This window comes from Clostridium sp. AF28-12 (assembly GCF_003435225.1).
In the GTDB taxonomy this organism is placed as follows: domain Bacteria; phylum Bacillota; class Clostridia; order Lachnospirales; family Lachnospiraceae; genus Pilosibacter; species Pilosibacter fragilis.
In genome coordinates, this window is the sequence record NZ_QWGJ01000001.1 from 39,445 (window position 1) to 61,396 (window position 21,952).

The window sequence follows — 21,952 nt, forward strand, 5'->3', positions numbered from 1 at the left end:
GGAAGTGCGAACTTCACTTCGTTTCGTTTGCACAGCGTAAAAATTTCGGTCCCGAAATTTTTACTTATTTCTGTACAAGGTGTACTGCGAAGCCGCCGATCTCGTCTGCGAGATAGATTGCTGTCATCTTGTCGCCTTTGAACTTAGCGGACTCTTCGTTGAACTTGTAGCCCATCATCTCAAGGTAGTTTTTAGCTCTTACTACAGAGTTTGTAGCAACGGCGATATGACCCTTGGAGCCAAGTCCCTTGGACTTCATAGCCTCAACAGCGGTTCCTGCGAATACGGAGCTGTTGCCGACTTTCTTTGTGAATCCGAACAGACCGTCGAATGCGTCAGCAGTTTTTTCAGCTTCTGTCTCGTTGTCGCAGTTAATTCCGATATGAGCAAGCTCAAAGCCGAGCATTGTCTGAACAGCTTCCTTTGTGAGGTCGCGGATCTTATCGAACTCACCGGCAGCTACGAGGTCTTTCTTAACCATCCAGCTTCCGCCGCAAGCAAGGATCTTGTCGAATGCAAGGTAGGAGTTGATGTTCTTGGCGTTGATTCCGCCAGTCGGCATGAACTTCATCTGTGTGTACGGAGCTGCCATAGCTTTGATCATGTTGATTCCGCCAGCCTGCTCAGCCGGGAAGAATTTAACAACATCAAGGCCAAGGGAGATCGCCATCTCAACATCGCTCGGATTGGAAGTACCCGGAGTTACCGGAATTCCCTTATCTACACAGTATTTAACAACGGTCGGGTTTAAGCCCGGGCTTACGATGAATTTTGCGCCTGCGTTTACTGCACGGTCAACCTGCTCAGTTGTAAGAACAGTACCTGCGCCAACTAACATCTCCGGGAATTCTTTTGCCATAATACGGATGGACTCTTCTGCTGCAGCTGTACGGAATGTAACCTCAGCGCACGGAAGACCGCCCTCGCAAAGTGCCTTTGCAAGCGGTGCTGCGTCTTTTGCATCGTCAAGTACAACAACCGGAACAATACCAATTTTCTGGATCTTCTCTAAAACTTCGTTCATGATTCCTGTCTCCTTTTTTGCTTTATAAATTTAGGAAATTCAGTTTTAGTCAATAATCAAGTCATATTGAGTCTTAATACCGAGTTTCATAATACGGAACTAAGTTTCGCATTGCGGTATCATCTAAATTAGATTATACTCATGAGATTCGAATTGTCAATAGCGAAAAAGCCTAATTTTACTGGATTTTCTGAGTAAAACTGCCGAAAAACAAATTGCTTCATTTTATTATGGAAGTGTGGTAAACTATAAAAAGTAAAAAACAAGGGAACCATAAGAACAGAAAAATATTTCCTGTGAAAGACCGGGAACGGCTGCCGGAGATGAGCGGCAGTTAGAAAGGGAAAAAACAATTATATGGATATACAGTTTCAGAAGCTGGGCGCCGAGAATTTTGCGGAACTCAGTAAGTATTATGGAAGGCGCCACGACAATACCTGTGACAGTGTGATGCTTGATAATTTCCTCTGGGCGGATTACTATCATGTCCACTTTTGCGAGAGAGATGACAAGGCAGTTCTCTGGATCATGAAGATTTTAGGAAAGATGTATGCCTCTCTTCCTGTGTGCGCCATCGAAGATATGCCCCACTACTTTAAAGAGATCGAACAGTATTTCAACGATAATCTTCATCTGCCGCTTGAGATCTATCTGGCGGACCAGGAGGCGGTGGACTGTTTAAATCTCCCGGCGGACCGCTACTCCGTAACGGAGCTTCCGGATGCAAAGGACTACCTTTACAGCGCGGAGGCGTTGAAGACATTGGCCGGAAAGGCGCTCCACAAGAAGAAAAACAACCTGAACGCGTTCAAAAAAGCATATGAAGGAAGATATGAGTACCGGACGCTCTGCTGTTCGGACGGCTGCGAGATCTGGAAGTTTCTGGATCAATGGAGAGAGGGAAAAGGCCAGGAGGTCGAGGGACACTTGGATTATGAAGTGGAAGGAATCCACGAGATCTTAAGGAACTGCTCGATGCTGTCAGTCCGCATGGGAGGGATCTATGTGGATGACCGGTTGGAGGCGTTCTCCATCGGAAGCTATAATAGTAAGGAAAAGATGGCGATCATCCACATCGAAAAGGCGAACCCGGAGATGCGCGGACTTTACCAGATGATCAACCAGCAGTTCCTGATCCATGAATTCCCCGAGGCGGAGATCGTAAACCGTGAGGATGATATGGGACTCCCGGGACTCCGTCAGGCGAAGATGTCCTATGCGCCGATGGATTTCGCGAGAAAGTATCGGATTAAACAGTTAGATTTTGAGGCACAGAGCGCGGAGTAAAGTATGATACGGTATTTGGAGACAGAAGAAAAGGGAAGATGCCTGGATCTCTGGAGAGAGGCGTTCCCGGAAGATTCCACGGAATTTTGTGATTATTATTTTAAGGAAAAAATGAAGGACAACAAGGTACTTGTCCGGGAGGAGAACGGTGAGATTGTATCCATGCTCCACCGGAACCCGTACAGGATCTATATGCGGGGAAGTGAGGCTGTGTGCGACTATATCGTCGGCGTTTCCACACTGGTTGCTGGGCGCCACAAGGGATACATGAGAAGTCTCATGCTGGCGATGCTGCGGGACATGCAGGAAGAACGGATGCCGTTTACGTTTCTGATGCCCGCAAGAGAGTCCCTGTACCGTCCCTACGATTTCCGGTATATTTATGATCAGCCGCGCTGGGTCCTCAAATATAATCCCCACATCCACAGAGAGCCCTGTAACCTGAAGACGCTGGGTGCAGATCTGGCGGAGTGGCAGACTGCCTGGTTAAAGAGAAAATATGAGGTCTTTGCGATCCGCGATGAGGCATATTTACAGCGGATGGAGAAGGAACTTGCCAGCGAAAATGGAACCTGCACACTGCTCTATGACGATGACTGGTTTATCGGAATGCAGAGTGAGTGGGGCTTAAAGGAACGGGAGATGCGTTATCTCTACACCGGAGAACATTACCGGAGCGAGGCGGGACGGAAGCCGGCGATCATGGCGCGTATCGTCTGCATGCCGGAGTTCGTAAAGACGATCCGGTTAGCGGAGAACTGTCCGCAGGATGAAGTGACGGTGGAGATCGGGATCAACGATCTCTTCGTACCGCAGAATCAGGGTGCATGGCTGTGGCAGCTGACAAAGGAAGGCTCGAGGATGATTCAGGAATCCCGGTTTATCGCAAAGGGGAAAATGGAGGTCCTGACGATCTCGGAGCTTACCGAGTGGCTGTTTGGATACCGGACACCGGCGCAGGTGGCGAAGATTCCGTATGGGGAGTATATTGAGCCGTTTCGCGGAGTGTTCTTAGATGAAGTTGTGTAAATGATATCAGGGTCAAACGGTGCATGATCCGCTGACAGCAAAGCAGAAAAGCGCATGATATCAGATGTGAGATGACTCCCACCTCTTTAGGTGACGAGCAGCAAGAATGCCGAGACGTTCTTGAATACAGAAAGGAGAGATCTGTCATGACAGAGCGGGAAACATTAAAAAAGTGGCTGGATGAGAGCAGCAATATCGTATTTTTTGGCGGGGCTGGCGTGTCCACGGAGAGCCATATTCCGGATTTCAGGAGTACGGACGGACTGTACAACCAGCAGTATGATTATCCGCCGGAGACGATCTTAAGCCATTCCTTCTATATGAGAAAGCCGGAGGAATTTTACCGATTCTACCGGAACAAGATGCTGTTTCCGAACGCGGAGCCGAACAGAGCTCATAAGGCACTTGCAAAGTTAGAGAAAATGGGAAAATTAAAGGCAGTCGTAACACAGAATATCGACGGACTGCATCAGGAAGCGGGCAGCAGGGAGGTTTTGGAACTCCATGGTTCCGTACTGCGGAATTACTGCACACGCTGTGGAAAGTTCTATGGACTGGATGCAATCTTAAATTCTACGGGAGTCCCGAAATGTACCTGCGGCGGAACGATCAAGCCGGATGTAGTCCTCTATGAGGAAGGTCTGGATCAGGAGACCATCGAAAAATCCGTGAAATATATCGCGAATGCGGATGTGCTGATCATCGGCGGAACGTCCCTCACGGTATATCCTGCAGCGGGGCTCATCGATTATTACCGGGGACATAAGCTGGTCCTCATCAATAAATCCGTGACACCGATGGATAACCGCGCGGATCTCGTGATCAGCGGGCCGATCGGGGAGGTTCTCGGGGACGCAGTCGGAGTATAAACAAATATTGTTTAGAATGATCGATGAATGCCGCAGTAAGTTTGAACATCATACATAGGCTGGAATGGGCGCACATATAAAGCGCGCGGCAAAAGCGCAGAAAACAGGAGGCAGAAACTATGTATCAGGCAGCAGAGAATCGTTATGAGACTATGGAGTATAAACGCTGTGGAAGAAGCGGTTTAAAGCTTCCGCGGGTCGCGCTGGGATTATGGCAGAATTTCGGACTGGAAAAGACGATTACAGATCAGGAGGAGATCCTGTGCCATGCATTCGACCGCGGGATCACACACTTTGATCTTGCGAACAACTACGGACATCCGGCAAACGGCCTTGCGGAGAAAAATTTCGGTCAGGCGCTTAAGGATTGTCTTGGTACATACCGGGATGAGCTTGTGATCTCAACAAAAGCCGGATATGATATGTGGCCGGGACCTTACGGAAACTGGGGTTCCAGAAAGTATTTGATGGCGAGCCTCGACCAGAGTTTGAAGCGCTTGGGGCTTGATTATGTCGATATTTTCTACCATCACAGACCGGACCCGGAGACACCGATCGAGGAGACGATGGGAGCACTGAGCGATATCGTCCGCAGCGGAAAAACGCTTTATGTCGGACTTTCCAATTATAAAGAGGAAGAGACGAGAAAAGCAGTAAAGATCCTAAAGGAAAACGGAACGCCGTGCCTGATCCACCAGCCGCGCTATAATATGCTGGAGCGTTGGGTGGAAGACGGACTTCTCTCCGCGCTTGATGAAAACGGAGTGGGCTGTATCTGCTTTTCCCCGCTCGCTCAGGGCGCACTGACAGATAAATACCTGAAGGGGATTCCGGCAGGTTCCCGCGCATCCCGTGAGGGAACGACGGTGGCACAGCGGTATCTTTCTGATGAACAATTAGAAAAAATCAAACAATTAAACCAACTTGCGGAAGAACGCGGACAGACGCTGGCGCAGATGGCTATCGCCTGGATCTTACGCCGCCCGGAGGTGACAACGGTCCTGGTGGGCGCCAGCAGGGTTTCGCAGCTGGATGACAGTCTTGCGGCGCTTGAGTGCACGGGATTTTCGGAGGATGAGCTGAAAAAGATCGACGAGATCCTGGCATAAAAGAGTTTAGAACAGATCAACACGCAGAAACCGTATGGATCGTGAAAATTTGTAAGAAATAAGAGATCGTTTGAGAAGACAGGTTTCAGGCAACAGGAGACATAGAGAATGGTATATGAAGTAGGCGATATCGTAAAATTAAAGAAACCGCATCCCTGCGGCAGTCAGGAATGGGAAATCCTGCGCGTGGGCGCGGACTTCCGCTTAAAATGTATGGGCTGCGGCCATATGGTCATGGTGACGAGACGGCTGGTGGAGAAGAATACCAGAGGACTCAGAAAGCCGGATGGGACGGAAGTAAAATAAAGGAAACTTGAAAAACAAAAACCAGCCACATGGGATCCATTAGAGCGGGAAGCGTAATGGAAAACATGTGGCTGGTTTTTGAGTTCGGAGGCAACTATAAAAGCGCACAGATCTTCTCAACCGCGTCCTGCGGCCCCTTGGTATTCGGGATATCGTACTTTGCATATTTCTTATATAACCCGCGTCGCGTGAGATAGGTATTCTCGATTTCCTCTTTTGTATGGTTCTTAAATAATGGTCGTTCCGGGTGTAACGCAAGGTTCCGGTAGCAGTCCTCGAACGGGCGGTCGATATAGAAGATCGTGCCGCTCTTTTCGAGGATCTCCCCATTCCGGTCAAAGGTCAGCATTCCGCCTCCGGTAGAGACCACGGACGGGCCGAGGTCGCATACCTGATGGGCGATCTCATGTTCATAGTCCCGGAACAAAGACTCCCCGCCTTTTGCGAAGATCTCCGGGATTGTCATCTTGTAATGTTCGATCAGCATCTGATCCGTATCGTAAAAGGGGAGACCGAGCTGTTCGGAGAGAAGTTTCCCGATAGTGGTCTTTCCGCTGCTTGTGAAGCCGCATAAAATAATTGGATGTTCTGGTGTCATGTCTGGTTCCTCTCGAAAGGTCTGCTGATTCTGGCGAAAGTATTCTGCGTTTTTGATAATACCGCACCGGGTATCAAATGAGCCGGCAATGTCGGTCTGTAAATGAAAAGCACATATAAAATACCATAAATATAGAAGAAAGGCAATAAGAGTGAGGACAAAGTTTCCGGGAATAGCAGAAGCGGTTTCCTAAAACGTGGGCGGGCGAGTCTGCCGACACATATTTTACTCCGACTTCAACAATGGATAATGCCCCAAAAACTGCTGCAGCGCCAGATTCCCGGAGGATCTTTTCCACGCCGCAATGATCTCAACGACCTCCGCTTCGCCGATCAGCGGGATAAACACAAGGTTTTCCGCATTTGTCAGCTTATGCGTTACATAGGAGGGAATAATGGAGATCCCTTCCTCGATGGATACCATCATGAGAATGCTCTCCACATCGTTGGAACGGAAAAAGATGTCCGGATGATATCCGGCCTGCTCATACATCTCGTAGAAGCGGAGGTCACTGACGGAATCCCCGGTGCTGGACGGGGTCATGAACAGCAGGCGTTCGCCGTGGAGCTCTGACCGCTGAAGGGATTCCCGCCTGGAAAGTGGATGATTGCTGTAAACAGCGACCATCAGAGGACTGCGTTCAATGAGCCGGTATTCAATGGACTCGTTTTTCACGAGCTCCGTGCTGTCCCAGGTAAAAATAATATCATATTCGTCCTTCAATAGCCCCGCGGCGAGAAGATCGGTGTTCCGGCGGTAACAGGAGACAAGAATATTTGGATATTTATTATGGAAGAAACGCAGGGAGTTGGAAAAATTGCTTCGCTCAAAGCCTTTTGTATATCCGATCCGCAGGGTTCCTACCATACCGGTTGAAACCTCCTGAAGCCGGTTTACCGCCTGATCAATGCGGCCGAGGATCGACCTTGCATCACTTAAAAATGCGCTTCCGGCCGGAGTCAGGGAGATCGGGCGGCTCGACCGGTCAAAGAGCGGGACGCCGAGGCTGTCTTCTAACGCGTGGATCTGCTGGGTGATGGCAGTCTGGGTAATATAAAACTGGTCCGCGGCTTTCGTGAAGCTGCGGCATTCAGCGGCGGTCACGAAGTAGCGCAGCTGGTTTGTGTTCATAAGCTCCTCCTAAAAAATAGGAATAAATCGCCCCACTCTGTGGGAAGCATCGTTACTCTTCGTAAAACATAAGTTTTTCTTATGATATCATACAAAATGCGCGGTTGCAAATCCTTTTACCGGGCGGTATCATAAGACTACTGATGCTGGACTGCGGTACAAGGGCAGATATGTTCCAAACGGAACATGCTGTACCATACCGAATACAGTGAAGGCAGCAGGATAAGAGCTGCGGATAAGACAGGCGCGGGCCGCAGCCGTAAGAGGGGAGTTATGCTTATGAAACGAGAAAATTTTGGCTCACGTTTAGGCTTTTTACTGGTAAGCGCGGGCTGTGCGATCGGAATTGGAAATGTGTGGCGGTTTCCGTATGTAGCGGGACAGAACGGCGGCGGCGTGTTCGTCCTGTTCTACCTGCTGTTCCTGTTGTGTATGGGCGTCCCGGTCCTCACGATGGAGCTTGCGGTGGGACGTGCGGGACGAAAGAGCGCAGTCGGCGCATATCGGGCGCTGGAAAAGCCGGGCAGTAAATGGCATGTACACGGCTGGTTCTGTATCCTCGGCTGTTACCTGTTAATGATGTATTACACGACTGTATCCGGCTGGATGCTCAGCTATTTCGTGAAGTTCGCGACGGGAACATTCACCGGAATGAATGCGGATCAGGCCGCGGGAGTATTTGGGGATATGCTCGGCAATCCCGGTGAGATGGGATTCTGGATGGCGGTGACCGTTATCGTCGGATTCTTTATCTGCAGCAGAGGTCTTCAGAATGGCCTTGAGAAGATCACAAAATGGATGATGGCGGCGCTGTTATTGCTGATCCTGGTGCTTGCGGGACACAGCCTGATCCTTCCGGGCGCGAAAGAGGGACTGAGCTTTTACCTTCTCCCGGATTTCAAACGCGCGTCGGAGGTCGGGCTCGGATCGGTGATCATGGCGGCCATGAACCAGTCCTTCTTTACATTAAGCCTTGGCATTGCGGCAATGGAGATCTTCGGAAGCTATATGTCCGAGGAACATACGCTTGCAGGTGAGGCGGTACGGATCTGCGGCCTTGATACGCTGGTAGCCCTTTCCGCCGGACTGATTATTTTCCCGGCATGCTTTTCCTTCGGTGTACAGCCGGATGCCGGCCCGCAGCTGATCTTTATCACACTTCCGAACGTGTTTGCCAACATGGCAGGTGGACGGATCTGGGGCATGCTGTTCTTCTTGTTTATGTCGGCGGCAAGCTTCTCAACCGTTATCGCCGTGTTTGAAAATCTGCTTTCCAGCTGCATGGATAACTTTGGATGGAGCAGAAGAAAGGCTTCCGTGATCAACTGCATTTTCGTCCTGATCGCCAGCCTGCCCTGTGTTCTGGGCTACAATGTATGGAGTAACCTCCACATTATCGGCGCGAGAGATGTTCTGGATTCTGAGGACTTCTTAGTCAGCAACCTGCTTTTACCGCTTGGATCCCTTGTTTATCTCTTATTCTGCGTGAGCAAGTGGGGATGGGGATATGATAAGTATCTCGCAGAGGCAAACAATGGAGCGGGACTTAAGATGCCGGGGGCGAACTGGGCGAAGATCTATTTCCGGTATGTTCTTCCGGTGCTGATTTTGGTGATCCTGATCCAGGGACTGATCGGATAACAGACTGACCGGTATGCACGAAATTCATAAAAAGACAGGAATTCATGAAAAACTTACCGGTTTAATGCGATATGCACATAAAAACTTTAAAGTGTAAAAGCTTTTGTATTGAATATCGAAATAACCTGTGTTATAATAAGCATCGCAAATACAAAAAAAGAGGAGAGTACCACAATGAAAAAGATGATTGCACTGGGCATGGCCGCTATGATGTGCCTGTCCATGACTGCATGCAGTGTCTCCACATCTTCCAAGACCGAGACGACCGCAGCAGCAACAGAAGCAGCTGAGACAACTGCAGAAGCAGCAAAAGACAGCGAGACAACCGCAGAGGCTGCCGGCGATCTTGTTGCGACCGCAGATTATCCGACAAAACCGATCACAATGATCATTCCTTACGGTGCAGGCGGAACAACCGATACATGGGGCAGAAAGCTTGCAGTTCTGCTTGAAAAATATTTAGGACAGCCGATTACCGTTACAAACCAGGGTGGCGCGTCCGGATCCATCGGAAGCCAGTTCGTAAAAGAGCAGCCGTCTGATGGCTACACACTTCTTGTGTGTGCAGAGACGATGGGAACCTACAGAACCATGAATATCTGCGACCTTGGATACGATGATTTTACCGTTATCTCTCCGTTGGTTGGTGACCCGAAGGTTCTTGTAGTCGGAAAAGACTCCAAGTACAACACACTGCAGGAGCTTCTTGATGCGATCAAGGAAAACCCGGGAAAGATCACAATGTCCCACTCCGGCCCTGGAGGAAGCGGACACAATCAGGGACTTGTATTAAAAGAGCTCGGCTACGAAGTTGCTATGACAAGCTTTGACTCCGGTAACGACGCGCTTCTCGGTGTCATCGGCGGACAGGTTGACTTCACAAACCCGAATATTTCCACCCTCGGCGGCTATATCGAGAGCGGCGATGTGAAACCGTTAGCAGTATTCTCCGATAAGAGAATGGACGCTTACCCGGATATCCCGGCGTTTACAGAGACAGTTCCGGAAGCTGAAAAGTACTTAAATATCCCGTACACACTCCTTTCCTTCGCTGTAAATAACGATACACCGCAGGAGGTTGTTGATGTATTAAAGGCAGCATCTGAGAAGGTATTCGCAGATCCGGAGTGGACCGACTTCGTAAAACAGAACGCAGCGGATCCGGTATATGACGAGTACAAAGATGACGCATCGATCCAGGCATTCTATGACAACTGGAAATCCGTAATCTGCTGGTTACAGTATGACAACGGTGTTGCCGAGAAGAGTCCGGAAGAGTTCGGCATCAAGAGAATTGGAGAATAATCAATGAAGAATAAGATTCATTCGCTGATCGTCGAAGGAATTGTATTTTGCGGGAGCGGCCTTGTGCTGCTCTCGTATTCTCTTTCATCCTACGCGAAAGGGTTTAACAAAAGCTGGGCACAGTCCCCGTACCTGTTTCCGCTGATCGTGGCGATCGCCATGATCGGTCTGTCCTTATGGATCGTCGGAGAGGGAGTTACGGCGATGAAAAAGGCTGCCGCAAATCCGGATGACAAGAAGCCGGAAAAGGCAGGAAAAACAGAAAAGAGGCGTTGGGTCGTGATCGCCCTGATCCTCTGTGCGATCTACTATGCGGCTCTCGCCTTCATTAAAATTCCGTATATCACCATCGGAATTTTATCTTTTGCGTATACATTTTCGACATTTGAGGTTGTGACGGTGGTATTCCTGATCGCCATGATGATTTTCATGGGTGTCAGAAAAATTCCGGTCCTTGTCTTCGTGCCGATCGGAACCACCTTGTTCTTAAGCCTCGCATTCCGCACATTCTTACATGTGCTTCTGCCATAGAAAGGAGAAAGGAAAATGATGCAGATGTTATCCGTGGTCGATCCGCGGTTTATTCTTATGGTTCTCCTTGGTTCTGTGGCTGGTCTGTTTGTAGGAGCGATCCCGGGACTTTCCGTGTCCATGGCGACTGCGCTTCTCGTATCCATTACTTATACCTGGGAACATTCAGACGCCCTGGCGATGATCATGGGTGTCTATGTAGTCGGAGTCTTCTCCGGCGCGGTATCGGCGATCCTGATCAATATCCCCGGCGCGCCTTCATCGGTCGTAACGACACTGGACGGCTACCCGATGTCGAAAAAGGGTCAGTCCTACAAGGCACTCTTTACCGCAACGATCTACTCGTTTATCGGAAGCTTATTTGGCCTTCTGGCTCTGGGACTCTTAGCGGAGCCGGTATCGAGAGTTGCGATCAAATTTACAAAGATGGACTATTTCTTGCTGGCACTCTTCGGACTTGCGACGGTTGGCTCCGTCAGCACGAAGAACTACGCGAAGGGGCTTATCAGCGTTATGATCGGTCTTGTGATCAGCATGATCGGACTGGATCCGCTGATGGGAACAAAGCGCCTGACCTTCGGAATCCAGAACCTCGCGGGCGGTGTCAGCACAGTCCCGGCACTTGTCGGCTTCTTCGGCTTTGCAGAAGTGCTCTCTGTTGTATACAACATGAAGCAGGAGCAGAATGTCCTTGCGATGGAAAAGGCGAAGGTCAGCCTGAAAGAGATCTTAAAAAGCTGGAAGCTTTCCTTATATACATCCACGATCGGTCTTTTAGTCGGCGCTCTTCCGGGAGCAGGCGGACCGGTGGCATCCTTTATCGCATATAATGAGGCGAAGCGTCTCGTAAAGAAGCCGGAGGTTCCCTTCGGCGAGGGCGCGGTGGAAGGAATCGTTGCCAGTGAGTCCTCCAACAACGCATGTATCGGCGGTGCACTGATCCCGATGCTGACGTTGGCGGTTCCGGGCGACGCAGTTACCGCGATCATCCTTTCCGTATTCTATGTCCATGGCTTACAGCCGGGTCCATTATTTATCACCCAGAACAAAGAATCCTTCTACTCGATCGTAGTAGCGGGAATCATCGCGTGCTTTGCGCTTTTACTGTTAGGACTGATTGTTGCCCCGAGGATCTGTAAGGTCATTACGATCCCGAAGAACATCATGATCCCGGTGGTAACGAGCCTCTGTGTGATCGGTTCCTTCGCGTGCAACAACCGTCTGTTTGATGTGGGACTCATGTTCTTCTTCGGACTGATGGGATTCATGATGCGTCGGTTCGATTATCCGGTTGCCCCTCTGATCCTTGCGATGGTACTCGGAAAGATGATGGATTCCAACTTCCGTCAGGCTGTGTCTCTGGCATCGTCCTCCGACAACCCGTTTATGGCGATGTTCGGACATCCGATCACGATCGTTCTTTCGATTTGTACATTATTCGTCCTTCTTGGAAATATTCCGTGGACGAAGCCGTATATCGATAAAGTAAAAGGCATCTTTTCAAGAAAAACGGCGTAATTTCAGATAAAACTTCTGAAAAACAGGCCGGATCACCAAATTTTGACCGGCGTAGAATTTCCCGCCGGTGTGAAAGACGGTAGGAAATGAAAAAAGTATAAAAAGAGCAGGAAATCAGGCAAAAAGTGCTTGCATTTCCTGCTCTTTTTTGCTAAGATTATTACCTGTGACATGTAAAAAATCCTTGCTCCTGATACTGAAAATCGGGGGCCGGAAGACCAGAAGGAGGTTTATGAAACTATGAACAAATACGAGTTAGCAGTTGTTCTTAGCGCAAAACTTGAAGATGACGAGAGAGCAGCCGCACTTGAGAAAGTGAAAGGCTATATCACACGTTTCGGCGGCAATATCGTTGATGTGGACGAATGGGGCAAGAAGAGACTTGCATACGAGATCCAGAAGAGCAAAGAGGGATTCTACTACTTCATCCACTTCGAGGGTGAGGCAAACTGCCCGAACGAGGTTGAGGCTCACATCCGTATTATGGAGCCGGTTGTTCGCTATCTTTGCGTAAGACAGGACGCTTAATAAAGAAAGAGTGAGAATATGAACAGAGTTATCCTTATGGGTAGATTAACCAGAGATCCGGAAGTACGCTATTCCCAGGGCGAGCGCTCCATGGCAATCGCAAGATATACGCTTGCAGTTGACAGAAGAGGCAGAAGAAGCCAGGACGGCGATCAGGGTCAGACGGCCGATTTTATCAACATCGTAGCTTTTGATCGTGCCGGTGAATTTGCGGAGAAATATTTCCGTCAGGGCATGCGTGTACTGGTTTCCGGAAGAATCCAGACCGGAAGCTATGTAAATAAGGATGGCCAGAAGGTCTATACAACAGATATTATTGTAGATGACCAGGAATTCGCTGACAGCAAGGGTCAGGGCGGCGATAACAGCGGCTTTGGCGGCGGCAACAGCTACGGCGGCGGAAACCGCGGCGGCTACCAGCAGGGGACAAGACCTGCTCCGTCCAGTGCCATCGGCGACGGATTTATGAATATCCCGGATGGAGTCGAGGACGAAGGACTTCCATTCAACTAAATACCAGTCTGAGACAATACAGTGCGTTACTCCTAATTCGCTGTGAGTAGACTGAGTTTGCACGTGACCGGACAGGTGTTGGACGGTTACAGACAACGAAACTAACAGGAGGTAATTTAAAATGGCATTCAATAAAGGTGACAAGTCCGATTCTTCCAGAGTAAGAAGAGGCGGCATGCATAGAAGAAAAAAAGTTTGCGTATTCTGCGGCGATAAGAACGGCGAGATCGATTACAAGGACGTAAACAAGTTAAAGAGATACGTATCCGAGAGAGGAAAAATCCTCCCGAGAAGAATCACAGGCAACTGCGCAAAGCACCAGAGAGCTTTAACAGTAGCTATCAAGAGAGCACGTCATATTGCTCTTATGCCGTACACATGTGAATAATTCCTTAGAATAAGGATTTTCACGGATAAAGTAAGGTTTTATCTAATTAATTTGAAGCATCATTCGAGGATTCCATATGAGAGATCATGTGGGATCCTTTTTTGGCGTAGCAGAGAATTTCCTGTTACACAAAAAGGCACTACATGTCGATGATGTGCACCCGCGCGAAGATCGCGCTGAACAGATGTAGTTATGACAGGTATTGACATTAAATCGAAATAAGAAAAAGAAATTTGTTTTTCCTGAAAGCTGGAAAAATATGAGAAGCTGCAATAAGGAACTGCATGAAAATTGCATCAAAAGATATTTAAGGATATTTATGTCTGAAAATTGACTTTTTTGCTGACACCCTTTATACTACGTAGAGGAAAAGTCAAAAAAAGAAACAGCAATGTGGAAGGGCAGTACACTATTTGAGAAGTCATTGAAAGGTCCAGAACATTATTCTGGACCCTTTTTTTAGCCTTCTGCGGAAGTTTTAAGGAGAAACAGTACACTGCTTATGCCATTCCCGCATTGCCCTGCGGTTCGTGAAAAGGTATCGAAAAGGAGAAGGAAGGGGGAGCTGAAAATTTCAACCGCCCGTTTTGACTTGTTCTGAATAAGAAAATAAAGCCCACCGATATCCGGTGGCGGAATGGAGCATTTCAAATGATTCATGATGGATTTATCTATCTGGCCACTTTAATGCTGTTAGCAGCAATTCTGGTCAATCTTCCCGTGTACCTGCGGGGAAAAGGCGCACAGACCTTTTTTAAATTTGCACCGCCGATCGTTCTGATCTATTTGGGCATGATGCTTTTATGTACTATGAAAGTATGGGATCTGCAGGATACGTCAGCCATTTACGTATCGATCAAAAATCCGTTACTCTACGCAATGCTGTTTTTAATGTTGCTGCGTTGTGATCTGAAAAAGATCATTAAATTAGGACCGAAAATGCTGATCGGTTTCTTCTCAGCGAGTATTTCAATCGGTGTTGGTTTTGTAGTAAGCTATGGTATTTTCCATAAATTACTGGGTCCGGAAAGCTGGAAAGCACTTGCAGCACTGTGCGGAAGCTGGTTAGGCGGCGGCAGTAATATGCTGGCGATTCAGGCAATTCTGGATGTAAGTGAAGAAAGTCTGGCATATTCGCTGGTAATGGATTCGGTTTGTGCAGTAATCTATGTTATGTTCCTTCTGTGGGTGATCAACTTCTCTAAGGAATTCAACTCCTGGACAAAGGCAGATGTACGTCTGATCGATGAAGTAGGAGCATCTCTGGAAAAAGAGGCAAGGGAGGACAAGAGACCTCTTACCTGGAAAAACATGCTTCTTTTAATCGGCGTATCCTTCTTTATATCCTCTCTGTCCAAGGATGCCGGTGTTATGGTTGCGTCTGTTCTTCCTGTTTTTGATAAGGCAACCTGGACAGTTCTTCTTGTAACAGCTACAGGTCTGATCGTAGCAATGACTCCTTTTGGAAAGATTAAGGGAACGGAAGAAGTTTCCAATATCATGCTTTACATTGTCATCGCAATGATCGCTTCCAGAGCAGATATTTCTGCTATGGGAAATGCACCGGTATGGCTGGCTGCCGGATTCCTGATCCTGCTGATCCATATAGCGGTTATGGTAATCCTTGCAAAGCTGATCCGACTGGATATCTTTACCTGTGCGGTTGCTTCTCTGGCGAATGTCGGAGGAACTGCGACAGCACCGGTACTTGCAGGTGCATACAGCAGCGCACTGGTTCCGATCGGTATCCTGATGGCTCTTCTCGGCAATATTATTGGAACACCGGGCGGCGCATTTGTAGGATATTTAATGAGCCTGATCGGGTAGAGAACAACAATTGAAACGGGTAGTACAAGAGCTCCGCACGGGAAACTGTGCGGAGTTTGTTTTTGTCAGGACAGGGCTCTGTTCTGCGGGAGGTTAGAATAAATTATAGTGTTACTGATTTTTTCCTTCCCTATCCGGAATGGAAAAGAAATGATAAGATGTATTCAAGAATGCCGAAGCATTCTTGCTGCGATATGCGCATCATGCAAAGCATGACATACTTCTTTTGCGCATCATAAGCAATCCTGCCGAAGGCTATGGCTATTTTTATAGAAACTATTCTTCATTATTTTATATAAAAGTGTGATTGCATGACATTAAAATTAAATAATTATGTGATTGTGCTTGCGATTTTCATGAATTTCACATATAATAAAAGTGTGATTATAAAGCATAAAACTCCAATAAAAATGTGAGGAGTGATTCTATGGAACGATTTATCTTAAAAAAACTGCTGGATTGGAAGAATTCTCCCTACCGCAAGCCCTTAATTATGAAGGGCGTACGTCAGGTGGGTAAGACTTGGATTCTGAAAGAGTTCGGAAGACGCTGTTATGAAAATACAGCCTACTTTAACTTCGATGAAAATGAAGAATATAAGCAATTTTTTGAGACAACAAAGGATGTGGAGCGGATTCTACAAAACCTTATGATGGCAAGCGGTCAAAAGATAGTACCGGAAAAGACCCTCATCATCTTTGACGAAGTACAAGACTGCCCGAAAGTCATTAACTCCATGAAATATTTTTGTGAGAATGCACCGCAGTACCATGTTGCCTGCGTCGGTTCTCTGTTGGGGATTGCTCTGGCGAAACCTTCCTCTTTTCCGGTAGGTAAGGTCAACTTTATGCAGATTGACCCGATGACCTTTAATGAATTCCTGCTTGCCAACGGTGATGAAAATCTGGCACAGTATCTGGAACAGGTGGATACCCTTGAACCTATTCCTGACGCCTTCTTTAATCCATTATATGAGAAGCTGAAGATGTACTATGTTACCGGTGGTATGCCGGAGCCGGTATTGATGTGGACGGAGGCGCGGGATGTTTCTGCCATGCAGGAAGCCTTGTCCGGAATCATCGGAGCCTATGAGCGTGATTTTGCCAAACATCCTGATCTCAGCGAGTTCCCGAAAATCTCAACGATCTGGAAATCCATTCCTTCTCAACTGGCAAGAGAGAACAAGAAGTTCATCTATAAAGTGGTCAAGGAAGGTGCACGAGCCCGTGAGTACGAGGATGCCTTGCAATGGCTGGTGGATGCCCGTCTGGTGCATAAAATTTATCGCAGCTCAGCTCCTGGCCTGCCGATTGCAGCTTACGATGACCTGCCTGCTTTCAAGATTTATCTGGTGGATGTGGGATTGCTCCGCCGTCTGGCGCAGTTAGCCCCCACTGCCTTTGGCGAAGGGAACCGCCTTTTTACTGAATTCAAAGGCGCATTAGCCGAAAACTTTGTGTTGCAGACTTTAATTACTCAGCTTGAAGTCATGCCCCGTTATTGGAGCCAGAACAACCCGCCTTACGAAGTGGATTTCCTCATTCAGCGGGAGAACGACGTCTTCCCCGTGGAGATCAAATCCGAAGCTAACACAACCAGCAAGAGTATGAAGAAGTTCAAGGAGCTGTTCCCTGATAAGGTAAAGCTCTGCATCCGTTTCTCATTGGACAATCTGAAACTGGATGATGATGTGTTGAATATTCCACTATTCATGGCAGATCAAGCGGATAGGCTGATCGGATTGGCATTGGAGCAGCTACAGAAATAGAATTTATTGAAACGACAAGACAAGCAAAAACGGCACCGTTTTTACTTACAAGTTCTTCGGTTCGATTTCCTTGTTCAATCCGTGATTGAAAGGTTAGCGCTTGCATTGCATTTGCAGACCGGGACATACTAAAACTCCATCACAAGCCCCGCATGCAGCTTGTGAACGGATTCTCCTAAGGTCTCTTTCAGGAGATCAAAGGCATGATCTCCGGTGCAGTGGCCGGTGTAGATTTCAGAAATACCGGTGGAGCGGATCCCTTCGGCGAGGGCAAGGATCTCTGCGTCGGTCTTATTGTAGAGGTGGAAGCCGCCGATCAGGGCTTTTACTTTTTTATCCGGGAAAGTCGCGGTGACCTCACGGATAATGGTATCGGCGCCGCCGTGGGAACAGCTGTTGAAGATCACAAGGCCGTCCGGTGTGTCGAAGACGAGACTCTGTTCGTGGGAGAAGAAATCCGGCTTCCAACGCCGTTTTTCCTTCAGGTACATGTGCTCCCGGATGCCTTTTTTCTCCAGTCCCGGAGTCTTATGCGGAATCAGATAAACCCCGTCACATGGGGAAAAGTCCCCGGAGACGAGCTTGATCCGGTCCGGATACTTTTTTAACATGCCCTTTGGAATACCGATGTATTTCTTGTAATTCCAGACACCTTTGCAGCAGTTTTCTCCGGTAGTTTCCCTAAAATAGAACGGTGCAAACGAATTTACCCTGAAAAATTCCGGGATTCCGTCTGCATGGTCGTAGTGCGCGTGGGAGAGAACTCCGAAATCCACGTCTTTCATGTTCAGTCCAAGCACATCAGCATTCTTCAGAAAAAGCCCGGATGCCCCGGCATCTAGAAGGATATGTTTCCCATGATATTCAATGAAAATGGATAATCCCCATTCACAGCCGAGATTTTCGGCGGGGATGTTGTCGCTGAGTACGGTTGCTTTCATAAATGAAAATCCTTTCGTAAAGTATTGATTGATAGTTGCCTTATAACTTTATTTTTTTCATTAAACACAAATGCGAACTTCCTGCAGGAAAGAGGTTTTGTATAACTTTGCGGCTTTACAAATTTCTTTTGCAATCTCTTTCTTATCGATCTTTTTCCTCATTAGATTTTTCCTATCAACGGTATTTGGGTAACAAAAACGCCGGACAACCAAAGTTATCCGACGCCTTTTTTATGATTGCGTGTTTTATGCTGGCTGTCAGCCTCGATGCCTTGCCGAGTATCATAAAGTGCTGGTAATTACCCTCCCCAGCCGGAGTACAGCTTTCATGTGTCGCCACACGGAAACCTTTCTGGTTCATTTATATTATACTCAAATCCCGTCCTCTTATCAACTGATTTTGAAATATCCAAGATTTTAACGGAAATGGCATGGAAAGTGTTACAGGAAAATCGCAGAAAGACCTCTTGAATATTTAAAGAAGAGATGTTATATTATAGATAAGAGAAGTGCCACCGATAGACGGCTTGGCCCTCGAAAATATGGATTAAAAAATAACCGCTAGTTTTGCGAGGACTGGGCGGTTATTTTTTTTGCGTTTTTTTCGATGTCTCTGCCAAGTGAATATCCTGCCTTGAAGCAAGTTGCTCCGAAGCTCAGGATTGCAAGTACAATACCTAAGATTTCCATATGGCATCACCCTCCTCTCACTATGTATCAGAGGGTTACGCATGCCCTCTGCGAAGAGGGCCAAACCGCCTACCGTTATGGTGGCACCTATATTATTCTATCACAAATTCTTTGATCTATAAAGTCTATTTTACGCTACTGGTGGTTTTAGAAGCCGCGTCGCTGCTATCCACGTCAGGAATTTCATAGACCGCAGTGCCATGTCCGCCCCAAGCGGATCATGGACAAATGCCTGTATCTATGGTATACTATCCCCAAAGTCGGTTCTGATACATGGAGAAATTCTGCCTGAATTTCTCCATGCATAAAAAGGCACTAACGTGTCAAATGCACACTCGCGCAAGAAGAGTCTATCACAAGCGACTGCGCTCGGCGCGAGAATGTGTCAAGGCACATTCTTTTTATGGTCTTGCTATGCCCATTTTACCGGGCGGCGGATAGGAGATAAGAATGAAAGATGATAAAAAGGTCAGCCATATTCTGCAGCTTTACCTTCAGTGGCCGGTATTTTTAACGGCACTGGTAATCCTTGCGGGAGCTGCGGTCAACCTGATCTCACGCAAGGCGGGATTCGTGATGCTTACATTTACGGTGATCTACGCGGCGTGTGCCGGAACCCTGTATATGTACGGAAAGAAGCGGGCTCTCGGCAGTCTGGTGTCCTTTGCGTCGGCATACAGCTGGAGCCAGAAACAGCTTCTGGCGTCTCTGGAGTTGCCCTACGCGATCGCGGACACGGATGGTAAGATCCTTTGGATGAACCGCGCCTTTGAGGCGGTGACCAAAGAAGAGAAGAGCGCAGGGAAAAGCCTGACAATGCTCTTCAAGGAGATCACAGTGGAATCCCTCGAGAAGATGGAAAATGCGATGGAAGTCCATGTGATCTATGGGGAATCGAAATACCGCGTGAGTATGAAATGCGTGACGATCCGCCCGGATGAACTTGCCTCCGGAATCCCGGAGAAGCAGACGGAGCAGCAGATCCTTGCGGTATATCTCTATGATGAGACAGAGCTCTACAACTACAAGCAGGCGATCACAGACCAGAAGATGGTCGCGGGCCTGATCTATCTGGACAACTATGATGAGGCGTTGGAGAGCGTCGAGGAAGTCCGCAGATCGCTCTTAACGGCCCTGATCGACCGAAAGATCAACAAGTACATTTCGGCGGTCAACGGTATCGTAAAGAAGCTGGAGAAGGACAAATATTTCTTTGCGATCAAGCAGTGCTATATGCCGCGTCTGGAAAAAGAGCGGTTTGGACTGCTTGAGGAGGTAAAGACCGTCAATATCGGAAACGAGATGGCGGTGACCTTAAGTATCGGTATCGGAATGAACGGCGATACCTACAGCCAGAACTATGATTATGCCCGTACAGCGATCGATATGGCCCTCGGCCGAGGCGGTGATCAGGCGGTAGTAAAATGCGGCCAGAAGATCCAGTATTACGGCGGAAAGGCCCAGCAGTTAGAGAAAACGACCCGTGTCAAGGCCCGCGTCAAAGCCCATGCCCTCAGGGAGCTTCTTGAGACAAAGGACTGCCTTCTGATCATGGGACATAAGATCGGAGATATCGACTGCTTTGGCGCGGCGATCGGAATGTACCGGATCGCATCCGCTCTGAATAAGAAGGCACATATCGTGATCAATGAAGTGACCTCCTCGGTGCGTCCGATGATGGAACGCTTTGAGACCGGCGATTATCCGAAGGACCTGTTCCTCACGGGAAGTGAGGCCGCGGATATCGTGGATAACAATACGGCGCTTGTCGTTGTTGACGTCAACCGCCCGAGTATCACAGAAGAACCGGACCTTTTAAAACTCGTGAAGACGATCGTTGTCATCGATCACCACCGTCAGTCCAGCGAGATCATCACAAACGCGACTCTGTCCTATGTAGAGCCTTACGCGTCATCTGCCTGTGAGCTGGTTGCGGAGATTTTACAGTATGTTGCTGACAGTATCCGGATCAAATCCCCGGAGGCGGACGCTATGTACGCGGGAATCGTGATCGATACGAACAACTTTACAAATCAGGCGGGCGTCCGCACCTTTGAGGCGGCGGCGTTCCTTAGAAGAAACGGAGCGGACGTGACGAGAGTACGGAAGTTGTTCCGTGACAGTATGGAGGACTACAAGGCGAGAGCCGAGGCAGTCCGTCAGGCAGAGGTCTATAAGAAATGCTTTGCCATCAGCGTGTGCCCGTCAGAGGGCGTGGAGAGCCCGACAGTAGTAGGCGCACAGGCTGCAAATGAGCTTCTTGACATTGTGGGAATGAAGGCATCTGTCGTTCTGACCCCATATGAAGGCAAAATCTATATCAGCGCGAGATCGATCGACGAAGTCAATGTCCAGGTCATGATGGAAAAGCTGGGCGGAGGCGGACACAGAACGATCGCAGGCGCACAGCTCCCGGGCGCTACCGTTGAGGAGGCCAAGGAGAAGGTGAAAGGCGTCATTGATATGATGCTGGAGAAAGGAGAAATTTAAGATGGAAGTTGTATTATTAGAGGATGTGAAGGCACTTGGAAAAAAGGGCCAGGTCGTAAAGGTAAATGACGGATATGCGAGAAACTTTATCCTTCCGAAAAAGCTTGGTGTTGAGGCGACATCCAAGAACTTAAACGATTTAAAGCTCCAGAAAGCAAACGCGGAGAAGGTTGCGGCAGAGCAGCTTGCGGAGGCTAAGAAGCTTGCGGAGGAGATCGATAAGATGTCCGTAACCGTTTCGATCAAAGCCGGCGAGGGCGGACGCGCGTTCGGTTCCGTCTCCACAAAGGAGATCGCGAAGGCGGCGAAGGATCAGTTAAAGCTTGATATCGATAAGAAAAAGATGGTTCTGCCGGAGCCGATCAAGAGCATCGGAAGCTTTGAGGTTCCGATCAAGCTCCACAAGGAAGTAACAGCAAGACTCAGCGTGAAGGTCGTTGAGGCGTAAAGACTGAATGC

At 48.4% G+C, this 21,952-nt stretch carries 21 protein-coding genes; 16 read left to right on the forward strand and 5 right to left on the reverse strand.

What is annotated here, in order from left to right; translation table 11 throughout:
• Positions 1-64: 64 nt before the first annotated feature.
• Positions 65-1,024, reverse strand: a complete 960-nt coding sequence (locus tag DWY93_RS00175) for a bifunctional 4-hydroxy-2-oxoglutarate aldolase/2-dehydro-3-deoxy-phosphogluconate aldolase (protein ID WP_117468984.1) — start codon at positions 1,022-1,024, stop codon at positions 65-67.
• A 357-nt stretch (positions 1,025-1,381) separates the two neighbouring features.
• On the opposite strand from DWY93_RS00175, the gene DWY93_RS00180 reads away from it, so the two are divergent.
• From DWY93_RS00180 to DWY93_RS00200, 5 genes are all read left to right on the forward strand, one after another.
• Positions 1,382-2,311 carry a phosphatidylglycerol lysyltransferase domain-containing protein gene (locus tag DWY93_RS00180; protein ID WP_015552962.1) on the forward strand — a complete coding sequence of 310 codons (930 nt, stop codon included), beginning with the start codon at positions 1,382-1,384 and terminating at the stop codon, positions 2,309-2,311.
• 3 nt (positions 2,312-2,314) lie between these two features.
• Positions 2,315-3,340: a GNAT family N-acetyltransferase gene (locus DWY93_RS00185; protein WP_015552963.1), complete on the forward strand. Its 1,026-nt coding sequence runs from the start codon at positions 2,315-2,317 to the stop codon at positions 3,338-3,340.
• A gap of 146 nt (positions 3,341-3,486) precedes the next feature.
• Entirely contained in the window at positions 3,487-4,209 is a 723-nt protein-coding gene (locus tag DWY93_RS00190) for an NAD-dependent protein deacylase (RefSeq protein ID WP_117468985.1), read from the forward strand.
• 119 nt (positions 4,210-4,328) lie between these two features.
• Positions 4,329-5,318: an aldo/keto reductase gene (locus tag DWY93_RS00195; RefSeq protein WP_117468986.1), complete on the forward strand. Its 990-nt coding sequence runs from the start codon at positions 4,329-4,331 to the stop codon at positions 5,316-5,318.
• Positions 5,319-5,426: 108 nt separating this feature from the next.
• Positions 5,427-5,624: a DUF951 domain-containing protein gene (locus DWY93_RS00200; protein WP_015552966.1), complete on the forward strand. Its 198-nt coding sequence runs from the start codon at positions 5,427-5,429 to the stop codon at positions 5,622-5,624.
• Positions 5,625-5,718: 94 nt separating this feature from the next.
• Here the strand turns inward: DWY93_RS00200 and DWY93_RS00205 are convergent, their stop codons facing one another.
• Both DWY93_RS00205 and DWY93_RS00210 read right to left on the reverse strand, forming a co-directional pair.
• A complete protein-coding gene (locus DWY93_RS00205; protein ID WP_117468987.1) occupies positions 5,719-6,222 on the reverse strand; it encodes a shikimate kinase in 504 nt (167 codons plus the stop codon).
• Between the two features lie 225 nt (positions 6,223-6,447).
• A complete protein-coding gene (locus DWY93_RS00210) occupies positions 6,448-7,353 on the reverse strand; it encodes a LysR family transcriptional regulator (RefSeq protein ID WP_117468988.1) in 906 nt (301 codons plus the stop codon).
• 279 nt (positions 7,354-7,632) lie between these two features.
• On the opposite strand from DWY93_RS00210, the gene DWY93_RS00215 reads away from it, so the two are divergent.
• The 9 genes from DWY93_RS00215 (at position 7,633) to DWY93_RS00255 (ending at position 17,372) form a co-directional block, all read left to right on the forward strand.
• On the forward strand, positions 7,633-8,994 hold the full coding sequence (locus DWY93_RS00215) for a sodium-dependent transporter (RefSeq protein ID WP_117469289.1): 1,362 nt from the start codon (positions 7,633-7,635) through the stop codon (positions 8,992-8,994).
• Between the two features lie 174 nt (positions 8,995-9,168).
• Positions 9,169-10,299, forward strand: a complete 1,131-nt coding sequence (locus DWY93_RS00220) for a tripartite tricarboxylate transporter substrate binding protein (protein ID WP_117468989.1) — start codon at positions 9,169-9,171, stop codon at positions 10,297-10,299.
• A 3-nt stretch (positions 10,300-10,302) separates the two neighbouring features.
• The gene (locus DWY93_RS00225; RefSeq protein ID WP_015552971.1) at positions 10,303-10,830 is read left to right on the forward strand and encodes a tripartite tricarboxylate transporter TctB family protein; all 528 of its coding nucleotides are present in this window, start codon (positions 10,303-10,305) and stop codon (positions 10,828-10,830) included.
• A 15-nt stretch (positions 10,831-10,845) separates the two neighbouring features.
• A complete protein-coding gene (locus tag DWY93_RS00230; protein ID WP_117468990.1) occupies positions 10,846-12,348 on the forward strand; it encodes a tripartite tricarboxylate transporter permease in 1,503 nt (500 codons plus the stop codon).
• Positions 12,349-12,588: 240 nt separating this feature from the next.
• Positions 12,589-12,876 (forward strand): 30S ribosomal protein S6, encoded by a 288-nt coding sequence (gene rpsF / locus DWY93_RS00235; protein WP_015552973.1) that lies wholly within the window; start codon positions 12,589-12,591, stop codon positions 12,874-12,876.
• 18 nt (positions 12,877-12,894) lie between these two features.
• Complete coding sequence (locus tag DWY93_RS00240) at positions 12,895-13,389, forward strand: single-stranded DNA-binding protein (protein ID WP_021905147.1); 495 nt, start codon at positions 12,895-12,897, stop codon at positions 13,387-13,389.
• 121 nt (positions 13,390-13,510) lie between these two features.
• Positions 13,511-13,777, forward strand: a complete 267-nt coding sequence (rpsR, locus tag DWY93_RS00245; RefSeq protein ID WP_015552975.1) for a 30S ribosomal protein S18 — start codon at positions 13,511-13,513, stop codon at positions 13,775-13,777.
• A 651-nt stretch (positions 13,778-14,428) separates the two neighbouring features.
• Positions 14,429-15,604: a DUF819 family protein gene (locus DWY93_RS00250; protein ID WP_117468991.1), complete on the forward strand. Its 1,176-nt coding sequence runs from the start codon at positions 14,429-14,431 to the stop codon at positions 15,602-15,604.
• A 427-nt stretch (positions 15,605-16,031) separates the two neighbouring features.
• The gene (locus DWY93_RS00255; RefSeq protein ID WP_117468992.1) at positions 16,032-17,372 is read left to right on the forward strand and encodes an ATP-binding protein; all 1,341 of its coding nucleotides are present in this window, start codon (positions 16,032-16,034) and stop codon (positions 17,370-17,372) included.
• 128 nt (positions 17,373-17,500) lie between these two features.
• On the opposite strand, the gene DWY93_RS00260 is transcribed toward DWY93_RS00255, so the two are convergent.
• Positions 17,501-18,313, reverse strand: a complete 813-nt coding sequence (locus DWY93_RS00260; RefSeq protein ID WP_117468993.1) for an MBL fold metallo-hydrolase — start codon at positions 18,311-18,313, stop codon at positions 17,501-17,503.
• A 561-nt stretch (positions 18,314-18,874) separates the two neighbouring features.
• The gene (locus DWY93_RS17750) at positions 18,875-19,003 is read right to left on the reverse strand and encodes a hypothetical protein (protein WP_278286463.1); all 129 of its coding nucleotides are present in this window, start codon (positions 19,001-19,003) and stop codon (positions 18,875-18,877) included.
• Positions 19,004-19,453: 450 nt separating this feature from the next.
• Between DWY93_RS17750 and DWY93_RS00270 the strand changes: the two genes are divergently transcribed.
• Together DWY93_RS00270 and rplI are read left to right on the forward strand one after the other, a co-directional pair.
• Positions 19,454-21,493: a DHH family phosphoesterase gene (locus DWY93_RS00270; protein WP_117471618.1), complete on the forward strand. Its 2,040-nt coding sequence runs from the start codon at positions 19,454-19,456 to the stop codon at positions 21,491-21,493.
• A gap of 1 nt (position 21,494) precedes the next feature.
• Positions 21,495-21,941 (forward strand): 50S ribosomal protein L9, encoded by a 447-nt coding sequence (gene rplI, locus DWY93_RS00275; protein WP_015552983.1) that lies wholly within the window; start codon positions 21,495-21,497, stop codon positions 21,939-21,941.
• The last annotated feature ends 11 nt before the right edge of the window (positions 21,942-21,952 follow it).